This window comes from Cryobacterium sp. M96 (assembly GCF_002929845.1).
Classification (GTDB): domain Bacteria; phylum Actinomycetota; class Actinomycetes; order Actinomycetales; family Microbacteriaceae; genus Cryobacterium; species Cryobacterium sandaracinum.
Window position 1 is genome coordinate 41,345 of the sequence record NZ_PJJS01000051.1, and the last position, 12,996, is coordinate 54,340.

11 protein-coding genes are annotated in these 12,996 nt (G+C 69.6%); 2 read left to right on the top strand and 9 right to left on the bottom strand.

Annotation, left to right across the window (positions count from 1 at the left end; all coding sequences use genetic code 11):
* Window positions 1–3 precede the first annotated feature (3 nt).
* The 8 genes from CXY79_RS11265 to CXY79_RS11300 form a co-directional block, all read right to left on the bottom strand.
* Window positions 4–294, bottom strand: a complete 291-nt coding sequence (locus CXY79_RS11265; RefSeq protein WP_104101381.1) for a DUF2249 domain-containing protein — start codon at window positions 292–294, stop codon at window positions 4–6.
* Between the two features lie 117 nt (window positions 295–411).
* Window positions 412–861, bottom strand: coding sequence for a molybdenum cofactor biosynthesis protein MoaE (locus CXY79_RS11270; RefSeq protein ID WP_104101383.1), 450 nt, complete (start codon window positions 859–861; stop codon window positions 412–414).
* Between the two features lie 326 nt (window positions 862–1,187).
* Window positions 1,188–2,465 (bottom strand): serine hydrolase, encoded by a 1,278-nt coding sequence (locus CXY79_RS11275; RefSeq protein ID WP_104101386.1) that lies wholly within the window; start codon window positions 2,463–2,465, stop codon window positions 1,188–1,190.
* Window positions 2,466–2,637: 172 nt separating this feature from the next.
* Entirely contained in the window at window positions 2,638–3,246 is a 609-nt protein-coding gene (locus CXY79_RS11280) for a hypothetical protein (protein WP_233191431.1), read from the bottom strand.
* Between the two features lie 91 nt (window positions 3,247–3,337).
* Window positions 3,338–4,027, bottom strand: coding sequence for a CoA transferase subunit B (locus CXY79_RS11285; RefSeq protein WP_104101388.1), 690 nt, complete (start codon window positions 4,025–4,027; stop codon window positions 3,338–3,340).
* 2 nt (window positions 4,028–4,029) lie between these two features.
* On the bottom strand, window positions 4,030–4,848 hold the full coding sequence (locus tag CXY79_RS11290; protein ID WP_104101391.1) for a CoA transferase subunit A: 819 nt from the start codon (window positions 4,846–4,848) through the stop codon (window positions 4,030–4,032).
* Between the two features lie 17 nt (window positions 4,849–4,865).
* Complete coding sequence (locus CXY79_RS11295; protein ID WP_104101393.1) at window positions 4,866–5,195, bottom strand: carboxymuconolactone decarboxylase family protein; 330 nt, start codon at window positions 5,193–5,195, stop codon at window positions 4,866–4,868.
* A gap of 164 nt (window positions 5,196–5,359) precedes the next feature.
* Window positions 5,360–5,674, bottom strand: coding sequence for a hypothetical protein (locus tag CXY79_RS11300; protein WP_104101395.1), 315 nt, complete (start codon window positions 5,672–5,674; stop codon window positions 5,360–5,362).
* A 228-nt stretch (window positions 5,675–5,902) separates the two neighbouring features.
* Here CXY79_RS11300 and CXY79_RS16955 point away from each other — a divergent pair, with 228 nt between their 5' ends.
* The gene (locus CXY79_RS16955) at window positions 5,903–8,152 is read left to right on the top strand and encodes a 3-hydroxyisobutyryl-CoA hydrolase (protein ID WP_347232575.1); all 2,250 of its coding nucleotides are present in this window, start codon (window positions 5,903–5,905) and stop codon (window positions 8,150–8,152) included.
* Window positions 8,153–8,276: 124 nt separating this feature from the next.
* Here the strand turns inward: CXY79_RS16955 and CXY79_RS11315 are convergent, their stop codons facing one another.
* Entirely contained in the window at window positions 8,277–9,416 is a 1,140-nt protein-coding gene (locus CXY79_RS11315) for an AI-2E family transporter (protein WP_104101398.1), read from the bottom strand.
* Window positions 9,417–9,578: 162 nt separating this feature from the next.
* On the opposite strand from CXY79_RS11315, the gene CXY79_RS11320 reads away from it, so the two are divergent.
* On the top strand, window positions 9,579–12,983 hold the full coding sequence (locus CXY79_RS11320) for a DNA polymerase III subunit alpha (RefSeq protein ID WP_104101400.1): 3,405 nt from the start codon (window positions 9,579–9,581) through the stop codon (window positions 12,981–12,983).
* The last annotated feature ends 13 nt before the right edge of the window (window positions 12,984–12,996 follow it).

Consider the following 12,996-nt stretch of genomic DNA (forward strand, 5'->3'; position numbering starts at 1 on the left):
AGACTAGGCGGCGCGGGTGAAGCGGATGCGCCAGGCGTCCGGGCCACGCTCCACGTACGACACGGTGAACGCTCCCGGGCGTGCCTGCTCGAGCTGCGCCAGCAGGGGCAGCGGGTCGTGCGGGGCGATCAGGTCCAGCGAGAAGCCGAGCTGGATGGCCTCCAGGGCGCCGAAAATGGCCGCGTGGCGAACCGCGTGCGGGATGGTGCGACCGTCGAGCACGATGGTCTCGGCGTCGTCATGGTTGCAGTTGCAGGTGTGTGCGCTGCTCAGGGTGATGGGTTCGGCGGTCATAGGATGAATCCTCCTCGGTGGAACGACCGAGCCGGCCGCTAATAAACAGGATACACGTCCGGTTAATTATTCCAGAATCAGACCAGGTCGGATCACGTCAGGTCACGTCGGGTCCGGTCAGGTCAGGCCCACCCAGGCGGTGGACCCGTCGACCTCGTACTGCTTCTTCCAGATCGGCACCTCGAGCTTGACGGTCTCCACCAGGCGTTCGCAGGCTTCGAATGCGACGGCGCGGTGGGCGCTTGCCGCGGCCGCGACCAGGGCTAGGTCACCGACGTCGAGGTGGCCGATGCGGTGGCTGACCGACAGGTTCACCTGCGGGTACTCGCGGGAGTACCGGGCGACGATCTCGGACAGGATGCGACCGGCATCCGGATGCGCGCTGTAATCGAGGCCGGTCACCTGCCCGGCGGCGTCGGGGTCGTGGTCGCGCACCTGGCCGATGAAGGTCACGACGGCCCCGCAGGATCCGGTCGACACGGCAGCAACGTGCGCGGCCAGGTCGAGCGGCGCCGTGGCCACCTGGTTGACGGCACCCTCGCCAGGGTTCGCGTCGTTCTCATTCACGCCGCTTCGGTCAGTCGTTCCTGCTGAATTCACACATTCAGATTACGCGCGGAAGCGGAACGAGAAACGTACTCCACTGTTCCCGGAGCATCGAGGGCTAAAAAATCTGAGGCCGAGGCCCGCTGAGCAGCCCCGGAGTCCCGTTCGGCCCCTCTCGCGGGTCGTATTCTCGTGGTGGCTGCCAGGGGTCTCGAGCTGATCCACCGCACACGCTGCGTGGCCTGCCTGTCCACGGGCTCCCGCGACCTCGACCGAGGGTCATCCCCGTTCCGCGGCGCGCGGCGGGCCCGGCGAGCGACACCACCGAACGGTTACGGCCCACTCAGCTAACCGACGATCTCTGCCACAGTCGGGCAGGCCGCCTCGGCAGCCAGTTCGGCTCGGGTCTGCGCAACCGTCCAGGGCAGCGCAACCGACGGTTCGTTCCCGCGTCCAGCCGGCGCCTCGGCGATGATGGCGGCCAGCTGACGGGCCAGTGTCAGGGCGAACTGGTCACCCGCGCTCGAGTTGTTCAGCATGACCACCACGGTCATGGTCTGGTCCGGATCCGCCAGGGTCGCCGAGATGAATCCGGGGATCGATCCGGTGCGCCCGCGGAGGGGCCCGACCTGCTCCGCGCCGAGGCCGTAGCGCTGCCACGGCGGCGTCGTCACGTCTTCGTTCACGGTGTTCCACTGGGCGCTCGCCGACGACTCGGACAAGAGACCACCCGCGGCGAGAGCGCCTGCCCAGGTCCTCATGTCGGCCAGCGTCGAAACGACACCGCCCGCCACGCCGCTCATCGAATTGGAGAGCAGGGTGTTGTCGGTGATGGCCGTGCACACCGGACCGTCGGCGCCCACCGCGGCGGCGTAGCCGTGCGAGTGTGGTGCGGGGAGGTCCACATCGCCGGCGTGAGGATATGAGGTGTCGTGCAGACCGAGCGGATGGAAGATGTACTCATCGTAGAGCGCCGCCCACTGCCGGCCCGTGGCCCGCTCGAGCGCCATCCCGAGCAGCACGATTCCGGTGTTTGTAGGACCCCACACGCTGCCCGGAGCACCGGTTCGGGGCGTGGCCAGCCCCTGGGAGACGAGTTCCATCGCCGGCCAGGTGCGCAGGGGGTTGTGCACGAACTCCCCGGCCAGAACGGGACTGTAGGACCCAAGCCCCGAAGTGCCCTGGCAGAGCTGGCCGAGCGTCACGCCCGCCACACCGACGAGGCGGGGCAGGTAGGTGGAGACCGGGTCGTCGAGCGTCACGGTTCCCTCGTCGACCAACCGGAGCAGCACCGTGCAGGTCATGGCCGTGGTGTTGGTGCCGATGCGGAAGTGCATCCCGCCGGTCATCGGGGCGGAACCGCCGATTTCCGTCGTGCCGTGCGCGACGGTCCATTCGCCGGCGGCGGACCAGACCCCGACCAGAGCGCCGGAGGAACCCGATAGCGCCATCGCCTCGCCCACGGCCGCGTCCAGCTGCCCGGCGATGTCCGCCGCGATCGGCGTGCTGTTCTGGTCGACGCTGTTCCGGCCCGCGGTGCAGCCGCTCAGCACGACGGCTGCGGCGACGCCGAGTGCGAGCAGCGCACGACGACGGGTGGTGGGCTTGGTGATGGCATCCCCCAATGCTCTCCACCAGCTTGCCCTATCGGGGCCCGGGCGCCTAACGCGTGCGCGAGACAGACTCCCTACACCCGCTCGAAGATGGCGGCGAGCCCCTGGCCGCTGGCGTTTCCGGCGGTGACGGTGGCGTCGGCGTCCGTCTCCAGCAGGATCGGGCGGAGGCCGGCCAGAGCCGTCAGGCTGCTGTCGGCCCGCGGAGTTTCGTCGGCGGAGTTTCGTCGGCGGAGACCACGACCGGGCCCGTGCGGCCCGGCACCGTGACCGGCACGATCTCGTCGTCGAACCGGCCCTCGGCCACGGCGACGCATGCCCGCGCCTGCGACCGGAGAGCCAGGTCGTCCTGTTCGGTGCGGCCCATGCCGTACTCGCGGCGCAGGTTCTCGGCGGTTTCGAGCACGCCGCCGGGTACCGGGTAGCGGCGCCCGCCGGCGGTCTCGCGGCCGCGGCTGAGCGCGTCCGTGAGCAGGATTCCGGCGCCGCCGCCCACACCGAAGCGGGAGTCGACGGTGTAGAACGGAGCCTGGCTCATCGATTCGACCCCGCCGGCGACGACGACGTCGCTGACACCGGTCTGCACCTGCACAGCCGCGTCGAGGATGGCCTGTAGCCCTGAGCCGCATCGCCGGTCCACCTGCACGCCGCCGACCGTCACGGGCAGGCCGGCGTTCAGTGCGGCGACGCGCGCCACGGAGGCGGCCTCCACGGTGGGATAGCCCTGGCCGAGGATCACGTCGTCGACCACGGCCCCGTCGATTCCGGTGCGTTCGATCAGCGCCGTGATCACGGCCGCGTCAGGTTGGCCGGCGCGACCGCCCTGAAGACGCCGCCGAACCGGCCGATCGGGGTGCGTAGCGGTTCGTAGATGACGACGTCTCTCACGATGCGGCCACCGTGTTCGGAGCGGAGAGGAGCGTGTGGATGACGGTCGGCGTCCCCGGCACGAGCAGCGGCACCTCGGTGGCGGCCTGCACCTCGGCCACGGTGAGTCCCGGCGCGATCTCGCGCAGCAGAAGACCCTCCGGCGTCACGTCGATCACGGCCAGGTCGGTGATGATGCGGGTCACGACGCGCTTGCCGGTCAGCGGCAGGCCGCACTCGTTCACAATCTTGAAGTCGCCGTTCTTCGCAGTGTGCTCCATCACGACGATCACGGTGTCGGCGCCGTGCACGAGATCCATCGCACCGCCCATACCCTTGATCATCTTGCCGGGCACGGCCCAGTTGGCGATGTCGCCGGTGGCGGAGACCTGCATCGCGCCAAGCACGGCCACATCGATCATTCCGCCGCGGATCATGCCGAAGCTCTGCGCGGAGTCGAAGTAGCTGGCACCGGGGTTGACCGTGATGGTCTCCTTGCCGGCGTTGATCAGCTTCGGGTCCTCCTCGCCCTCCCACGGGTACGGTCCCACCCCGAGCACCCCGTTCTCGGAATGCAGGATGACGTCCACCCCCTCCGGCAGGAAGTTGGGGATCAGCGTGGGCAGCCCGATCCCGAGGTTGACATAGCTGTCGGGGGTGAGCTCCTGCGCGGCGCGCGCGGCCATTTCATTGCGGGTCAACGGCATGATCAGCTGTCCTTTGCGACGGATGCGACGGATACGACGGATGCGACGGGCCGCGGCCGGGTGGTGGTCTTCTCGATCGGCAGGTCGGCGGCCTCGGCGCCGGAGAGCGCCACGATGCGGTGCACGTAGATACCGGCGAGGTGGATGGCATCCGGATCGAGCTCCCCCGGCTCGACCAGCTCGTCGACCTCGGCGATGGTGATGCGGCCGGCCATGCCGGCGACCGGGTTGAAATTGCGGGCCGACTTCTCGAACACGAGGTTGCCGTGCCGGTCGCCCTTCGCCGCGCGAACGAGGGCGAAGTCGGTGACGATGGCCTCCTCGAGCACGTACTCCTTCTCCCCGCCGCGGAGCGACGCGAAGGTGCGGGTCTCCTTGGGCGGCGACGACACCGTCACCGACCCATCCGGCCCGTAGCGCCAGGGCAGCCCGCCCTCGGCGACCATGGTGCCGACGCCGCTGGCGGTGTAGAAGGCGGGGATTCCGCTGCCGCCGGCCCGGAGCCGCTCGGCCAGGGTGCCCTGCGGGGTCAGTTCCACCTCGATGTCACCGCCGAGATAGCGGCGGGCGAAGTCCTTGTTCTCGCCGATGTAGGAGGCGATCACCCGGCTGATCCGCCCTTCCCGCAGCAGTTCGCCGAGCCCCCAGCCGTCGACGCCGCAGTTGTTGGATGCGACCCGGAGGTCGGTGCTGCCCTGGGCCAGGAGCGCCCGGATCAGCAGGATCGGGACGCCGACCAGGCCGAAGCCGCCGACGGCGAGGGAGGCCCCATCCGGGATGTCGGCGACGGCAGCCGCGGCGGAGGAGTACGTCTTGTCCATGGAGTGGTCCTTCAGCTTCAGTTCGTGGTGCCGATGTCGATCGTCTTGAAGGTATCGCGTGCCACCGCCAGAGCGGAATTCGCCGCCGGCACCCCCGCGTAGATCGCGGTGTGCAGGATGGCCTCGCTGATCTCCGCGCGGGTCAGCCCATGGGTCAGGGCCGCGCGCACGTGCATGCCCAGTTCATGTTCGTGGCCGCCGGTCACCAGGCAGGCCAGGGTCAGGAAGCTGCGGGTGCGCCGATCGCGGCCGGGCCTGGTCCAGATCTCCCCCCAGACATAGCGGGTGATGAAGTCCTGGAAATCCGCCGTCTCCGGGGTGGTGCAGGGCCAGTTCGAGTCCGACAGCGCCGCCGAACGACACCCCGGCGTAGTGGAAGGCTCCCCCGCCGACCAAGTCGACCAGGGTGATCACAACGTCGGCGACCTCAGCGACGGTAACCGGTTGCCGGGCGGCGGGGCTGAGGCCGGTGCCGGTGCCGGCGTGACCGTGCCGCGGATAATGGGCTGGTTCATAGTGAGGTCCCCTTGCTCGCGGTGGATTCGAGGTACCGGGCGAGCACCCGGTCGATTCCGGCGTCCGTCTGCCTGAGGCTGAGGTCGTCATCGAACGCGGACCAGGCCCGCGATCGGAGCTCCTCGGGATGTCCCCCGGCGGTGATCAGGGCGGAGAACACCACCCGCAGCGGGCGGTTGGTGCGGTAGCACTTCTCCGACGCGCGCTGCACGAGGGCGAACGCGGCGGCCTTGCCGAGGGCCTCTGCGAGCAGGGTGGTCACCCGTTCGCTGAACACCAGGCCGTCGGTGAGGTCGAGGTTGCTGCGCATCCGTTCCAGGTCCACGTCGAGCCGGGCCGCCAGCGAGGCCGCGCCCGCGACGTCAACGCGAACGTGCTCACGATCAAACTCGCCATGGCCTTCGCCCGGGCCGGCGCGCCACGGGGACCGTCACCGACGCCGAATTCGACGCCAACAAGGCGGAGCAGCTCGCCCGCTTCTGAGTCGCTGCGGAGTCGCTTCCGAACGATCTGAGTCTGTGCCGGTAGCGTGGGGTCCATGCTCGAGCTCATGGATGACCGGCCGGACATTCTGCTGCGCCGCGACGGGCGGCTCGCCCAGATCATCCTGAACCGCCCGGCGGCCCTGAACGCCCTGACCCACGCGATGATCCGACGGATGTCCGCGGTGCTGACCGACTGGGCCGTCGACGGTCAGGTCGAGACCGTTCTGCTGACCGGTAGCGGCGACCGGGGCCTCTGCGCCGGGGGTGACATCGTGGCGATCTACCGCAGTGCGGACGCGGGCGCGGACGATCGAGCGGACGCTGACGCCGAGGCCGCCCGGTTCTTCGCCGACGAGTACCATCTGAACGCGCAGATCCACCGGTTCGCCAAACCGTACCTGGCCGTGATGGACGGCGTCGTGCTCGGCGGCGGGGTCGGCGTCTCCGGCCATGCGAACACCCGGATCGTGACCGAGCGCACGCGGCTGGGGATGCCGGAGACCGCGATCGGCTTCGTACCCGACGTCGGCGGAAGCTGGCTGTTGTCCCATGCCCCCGGTGAGCTCGGCACCCACCTCGCCCTGACCGCCGCCCTGGTCTCCGGGTCCGACGCCATCGCACTGGGCCTGGCCGACCACTTCGTGCCGAGCGACCGGCTCCCTGCCCTGGTCCGCACCCTGGCCGAGACCGACGCGGCCGAGGCGGTGCGCGCCCTGGCCGAGACTCCCCCGCCCTCCGTCCTCCTCGCCCAGCGGCACTGGATCGACGAGTGCTACGCGTCCGATGACGTGGGCGAGATCGTCGCCGCCCTGCGGCGTTCCCCGGTGGAAGCCGCACGCGACGCCGCCGCCCTCATCCTCACGAGGTCGCCGACCGCACTCGCGGTCACCCTGGCCTCGCTGCGCCGGGCCCGGCGGCTCCCGAGCCTCGACGAGGCGCTCGATCAGGAGTACCGGGTGACGCTCCGTTTCCTGCAGCGGAGCGAGCTGCAGGAGGGCATCCGGGCCCAGGTGATCGACAAGGACCGCAGCCCCCGGTGGTCGCCGGCCGGCCTCGGCGAGGTGACGGAGGCATCCGTCGCCGCGTTCTTCGCGCCGCTCGGCGAGCAGGAGCTGGGGCTCGGAATGGGGCCCGGGCTGGGCGAGGTGCCCTACGTCGACGCCGACCTGATCTTCGTCACCGATCTGCTCACCACGGGTGAGCGCGCGCGGCTGGCCGCGGCGCGATCGTTCTATCAGGCCGAGGTGCGCCCTCTCGCCGTGGACTACTGGAACCGCGCCGCGTTCCCGTTCGAGCTGCTGCCCCGCCTCGCCGCGCAGAACCTCGCCGCGACCGGTGCTGCCGCGACCAGCCATCTGCTCACGGGGCTGCTGCAGATGGAGCTGACCCGGGCCGACACCTCGATCTCCACGTTCTACGGCGTGCACCACGAGCTGTTCGCCGCCGCCATCGACGAGCTCGGCTCACCCGAGCAGCGGGAACGTCTGCTGCCGGGCCTCCTGGCCCTGGATAAGATCGGGGCCTTCGCCCTGACGGAACCGGAACACGGCTCGGACATCTCCCGCATGATGGAGACCACGGCCACCCGCAGCGGCGACGAGTGGGTGCTCAACGGCACCAAACGCTGGATCGGCAACGGCGCCATGGCCGACTACGTGCTGGTCTGGGCCCGGGACACCGCGGACGGGCAGATCAAGGGATTCATCGTCGAGACGGAGCGGCCCGGGTTCACGGCCACCCCGATCGAGAACAAGATCGCGGTGCGGATCGTGCAGAACGCCGACATCACCCTCACGGAGGTGCGGATCCCGTACACGAACTGGCTGCCGGGCAGCCGGAGCTTTCAGGACACGAACGTGCTGCTCCGGAACTCGCGGATCTGGGTGTCGTGGCAGGCGGTCGGCCAGCAGCTCGCCGCCTTCGACGTGGCCCGCGCCTATGCGCTGGAGCGGCGCCAGTTCGGCATGCCCATCGCATCCTTCCAGCTGGTGCAGGAGCAGCTCTCCCGCATGATCGGCAACGCCACCTTGTCGCTGTCGCTGATGGTGCAGATGGCGCGACTGCAGGAGAGCGGGCGGCTCACGATGGACCAGGCGGCCCTCGCGAAGGCGACCTGCACGACCCGGATGCGCGAAACGGTGGCCCTGGGCCGCGGTCTGCTCGGCGGCAACGGCATCAGCACCCGGTACGAGATGGCCAAGATCTTCGCCGACGCCGAGGCGATCTACTCCTACGAGGGCAGCTACGAGATCAACGCGCTGTTGGTCGGCCGGGCCGTAACCGGCATCTCCGCCTTCAGCTGATCACCGCTCGTCCGAACGAATTCGACGGAGATTCTGTCCGAATCAGCCCTGAAAACTCCGAAAAGGCAGTTGTGAACGAGAATCTCCGTCGAATTGGTTCAACACCGAACCTGGCGCGCATCGGCTAGGGTGTCGCGCCGGTCGCCCCGAGCGGCGGGGCAGGCGGGGCCGATTCAATCGGCGCGACCGGCGGCACCGGAACCGACGCGACCGGAACCGGCGGCGTGGGAGCGTTCCAGGCCTTGATGACGGCCCAGCCCACGGCGGCGATCGGCACCGAGATGACCGCGCCGACGATGCCGCCCAGGATCGTGCCGGCCGTCAGTGCCAGCAGGATCACCAGGCCGTGCAGGCGCAGTGACTTGCCGAGCACCACCGGGGACAGGAAGTTGCCCTCGAGCTGGTTGACTGCGACCACGATCGTGACCACGATGATGGCGGTGGTCAGGTCGTTCGTGACGAGGGCCACCAGTGCGGCCAGGATGCCGGCGGCCGTCGCCCCGACGATGGGGATGAACGCGCCGACGAAGACGATGACGGCGAGCGGCAGCGCCAGCGGAACCTGCAGGATCCACAGTCCGATCCCGATGAACAGGGCGTCGACGAACGCGACGATCGCCGTGCCGCGCACGTAGTTGCCGAATACCTCGACGCTGCTCACGCCGACGCGTACGGCCCGCTCGTGCCGCTTGCCGGCGAGCGGCTGGATGAGGAAGCTCCAAATGCGGGGGCCGTCCTTCAGGAAATAGAAGAGCACGACGAGGCCGAGCACCACGCCGGCCACGATCTCGGCGGCCACGGAGACCCCGACCAGGGCCCCGGACCCGAACTGGCTGCTGGTGGCGAAGTCGATGACCGATTCGCGCACCGAATCGATCTGAGCGGAATCGATCGGCAGCGTGCCGCTGGTGAGCAGTTCCTGCAGGCTGTCGAGCCCCTCGCTGGCCGAGGTGAAGAGGGTGTCCCACTCGCCGCGGATGCCGAACACCACGAGGGTAACGACGCCACCGAAGACCGCGACGCTCAAGATCAGGGTGATCGCCGCAGCAAGGGATTCGTTCGCCCCGCGGGCCAGCAGGAACCGCATGAAGGGGCGCAGCGCCGACGCCACGATCAGGGCGATCAGGAGCGGGGTGAAGACCAGCTTGAGCTGCGTGATCCCGTAGATGGCCACCACCAGCAGGGCGAGGACCAGCAGGGCCTGACCGGAGCGGATGGCGGCCCGGCCGAGATAGTCCGTCCAGGACGAAGTGGGCGTGGTCATGGGGATCTCCAAACGAGGCGAACGACGGCTGAGCCACCAAGCCTAGCCAGACTGCCTCGCCAGACTGCCGGTAGCGCGTGTCGGCCGTGTGACGTACACTCCCTACATCGAACATTCGTTCTATCTATCACCCGTCGACCTGCCCGCCAGAGGAGTACACACATGTTCGCACACCTCCACGTCGCGAGCGCCTACTCCACGCACTTCGGGGTCACACTCCCCCAGGCGCTGGTGGAGCAGACGCAGGCGCAGAACGGCTCCTTCCTGGCCCTCACCGACCGGGACGGTCTCTACGGCGCGGTCAAGCACGTGCGCGCCTGCGCGGCCGCGGGTATCCGGCCGGGGCTGGGCGCCGACCTCGCGGTGCACGACGACGACGGGCATCCGTTGGGCCGGATCGTGGTGCTCGCCCATGGTGATATGAACGGTCGTGGCTATGCGGCCCTCTGCCGCGCGGTCAGCGCCGCCCACAACAGCGCCGCGCACAGCGCGTCGGGGCGCCCCAGCATCGCCCGCTCGCACCTCGCCGAGCTGGCCGGACTGCGCTGCCTCACCGTGCTGCTCGGCCCTACCTCCGATGTGGGCCAATCGGTCGAGCGCCGCGACACCGACGCGGCCGGCGCCTGCCTCACCGCGTGGCTGCGCGCCCTGCCGCCGCAGTCGGTGGTGGGTGAAATCGTCTGCCATCTGGCGGCGCCGGGGACTCCCGGCAGCGTGACGCCGGCCACCCGCATGCTCGCCCTCTTCGAGCACGCCGCGCTGCCCGCCGTGCTCACCAACGCCGTGCGCTACGGCACCCCCGACGAGGCCGTCACCGCCGACCTGGCCGACGCGGCCCGCACCCTGACGGCGCTGGCGAACCTGGAGCAGCTGCAGACCAACGGCCAGGCCTGGCTGAAACCCGAAGTCGCCATGAGGCAGGTGGCGCGCATGGTCGTCGACGCCGGGCTGCACGACGACGGCGCCGTCGACCGACTGTTCCGCGACACCGAGCAGCTTGCCGAGCGGTGCAGCCTCGACCCGGACTCCGACATCGGCCTGGGTCGCCCGCGCATGCCGGAGGCACGCATCATCGGCGTCAGCGGCGACCCGCTGACCGAGCTGCACGCCCGGGCCCGGGCCGGCATCGACGACCGCTACCCCGTCACGTCGCCGGCGGGCCGGTCGCTGGCGGATGCTGCGCACGCACGTCTCGTGCATGAGCTGAAGACGGTGGAGCACCTCGGTTTCGCCGGCTACTTCCTCACCGTCGCCCGGGTGGCGGACATCATCCGGGAGATGGGCATCCGCATCCAGGCGCGCGGGTCCGGGGTGGGCTCGGTGCTCAACTACGCCCTGCACACCTCCTCCGTCGAGCCCATCTCCAACGGGCTGCTCTGGGAGCGATTCCTCTCCCCCGAGCGGCAGACCCTGCCCGACATCGACCTCGACGTCGAGTCCGCCAGAAGGCACGACGTCTATCGCACGCTCTTCGACACCTTCGGCAGCGATCGGGTGTCGCTGATGTCCATGACGAACGCCTACCGCGGCCGCGGGGCCGTGCGCGACGCCGGCCTGGCCCTCGGCATGAATCACGAGCAGGTGGCCGCGGTGGCCAAGCAGATGTGGCGCTTCAACGCGCGCGACTTCCGCCGCGCCCTGGCCGAGAAGCCCGAGCTCGAGCCGTTGGCCGCCGAGGTGCGCGCCTCCTCGCAGCTCGACCTGCTGGTCGACCTGACCGCCAAACTCGACCGGCTTCCCCGGCACATCTCCGTGCACCCCTGCGGCGTCATCCTCTCCGACGCCTCCCTGCTCGACCGCACCCCGGTGCAGGCGTCCGGCATGGGGCTGCCCATGTCCCAGTTCGACAAGCACGACATGGACCCGATGGGCCTGATCAAGCTGGACATCCTCGGTGTGCGCATGCAGTCGGCCATGGCCCACGCCGTCGAGGAACATCACCGATTGTCGGGCGAGACCATTGACCTCGACCGAATCCCACTGAACGACCCGGACACCTTCGAACTGATCCGCTCCACTCGCACCCTCGGCATCTTCCAGATCGAATCTCCCGGCCAGATGGAGCTGGTCGGCAAGCTGCAGCCCGAGGTGTTCAACGACCTCACCGTGGAGATCTCCCTGTTCCGGCCCGGGCCGATGCAGAACAACATGCCCCTGAAATACCTTCAGGCCCGGCATGGGGAGGTGATGCCCGACTACATCCACCCTCGGTTCGAGCCGTTCCTCCGGGAGACCCAGGGTGTGGTGATCTTCCACGAGCAGGTGATGCGACTGTTCGACGAACTCACCGGCTGCGGGCTCGGCCGAGCGGATGTCTTCCGCCGCCACCTTGGCAAACCGGAGCAGCTTGCCCGGATCGAGGAGTACGTGCGGATGCGTGCCCTCGAGCGCGGGTTCACCCCCGCCGTGATCGACCGCGCCTGGAGGGTGCTCGCCGGGTTCGGTAGTTTCGGTTTCGCCAAGGCGCACGGGGCGGCGTTCGCCCTGCCCACCTACCAGTCCGCCTGGCTCAAGACCCACCACCCCGCGGTGTTCCTGGCCGGACTCCTCACCCACGCCCCCGGTATGTGGCCGAAAGACCTGATCGTGGCCGAGGCTCGGCTGCTCGGCGTGCCGGTACTGGGCCTGGACGTGCAACACAGCGCCCTCGACTACCGGGTGGAGCAGATCGACGGCGAGCAGTCCGACGGCGGCCGGCGCGGCATCCGTCTCGCCCTGCCGGAACTCTCCGGCTGCACGGCCGCCGAACGCGCCCGCATCGTGCGCCACCAGCCGTTCACCTCGCTGCAGGACTTCCGGGACCGGGTGCGCCCGCGGCGCAGCACGTTCGAGGCGCTCGCCCGGGTGGGAGCGCTCGACAGCTTCATCGGGTACGACCGCACCCGTCGGCACGAGCTGCTCGCCCACATCCAGTCTCTCCGCGGCACAGCGGTCACCATCCACGACGACCAGCTCGCCTTCGACGTGCCTCTGCCGGTGCTCGAATACGAGGGGTCCCGGTTCAACGCGGTGACCTCGCTCGAGCTGCGCGGCCGCAGCCAGACCGACCTCGAACTCAGGGATCTGGGCCTGGCGGTGTCCGGGCACCAGATGGCCCGGTTCTACCCGCTGTTCACGGAGCTGGGCGTTACGCCGGCCTCCGAGCTGATCAACCTGCCCGGCGGCACCGAGGTGCTCCTGGCCGGGGTGCGCCGAGCCACGAACACGCCGCCGATGCGAAACGGGCGCCGGGTGGTCTTCGTCAGCCTCGACGACGGCACCGGACCGGTCTCGAACGTCGTGTTCTTCCACGACGCCCAGGAGCGCATCGGCGGCCCGGTGTTCCACACCGGCCAACTGCTGGTGCGCGGCCGCACCCGTCGGTCCGGCGCGAAGGGCGTCTCCGTCACGGGCGAGAACCTGTGGGATCTCACGGATGTCGCCCGCCGGGTCAAGCTGCGTCACGCGGGCGAGGCGGCCGCCCGGAACGCCGACCGCGCCCACGACCTGGCCGACGAACTGGCCGAGGACCTGGCGGCCATGGCGACCACGAATGTGCACCATCTATGGCCCCGACGCACCGCCTGACCCGCGCTTACAC

What these genes read in the sequence shown, in the direction of transcription:
- CXY79_RS11265 (WP_104101381.1), bottom strand. Translation starts at nt 294, where the DNA reads ATGACCGCCGAACCCATCACCCTGAGCAGCGCACACACCTGCAACTGC.
- CXY79_RS11285 (WP_104101388.1), bottom strand. Translation starts at nt 4,027, where the DNA reads ATGCCGTTGACCCGCAATGAAATGGCCGCGCGCGCCGCGCAGGAGCTC.
- CXY79_RS11290 (WP_104101391.1), bottom strand. Translation starts at nt 4,848, where the DNA reads ATGGACAAGACGTACTCCTCCGCCGCGGCTGCCGTCGCCGACATCCCG.
- CXY79_RS11300 (WP_104101395.1), bottom strand. Translation starts at nt 5,674, where the DNA reads ATGCGCAGCAACCTCGACCTCACCGACGGCCTGGTGTTCAGCGAACGG.
- CXY79_RS16955 (WP_347232575.1), top strand. Translation starts at nt 5,903, where the DNA reads ATGCTCGAGCTCATGGATGACCGGCCGGACATTCTGCTGCGCCGCGAC.
- CXY79_RS11315 (WP_104101398.1), bottom strand. Translation starts at nt 9,416, where the DNA reads ATGACCACGCCCACTTCGTCCTGGACGGACTATCTCGGCCGGGCCGCC.
- CXY79_RS11320 (WP_104101400.1), top strand. Translation starts at nt 9,579, where the DNA reads ATGTTCGCACACCTCCACGTCGCGAGCGCCTACTCCACGCACTTCGGG.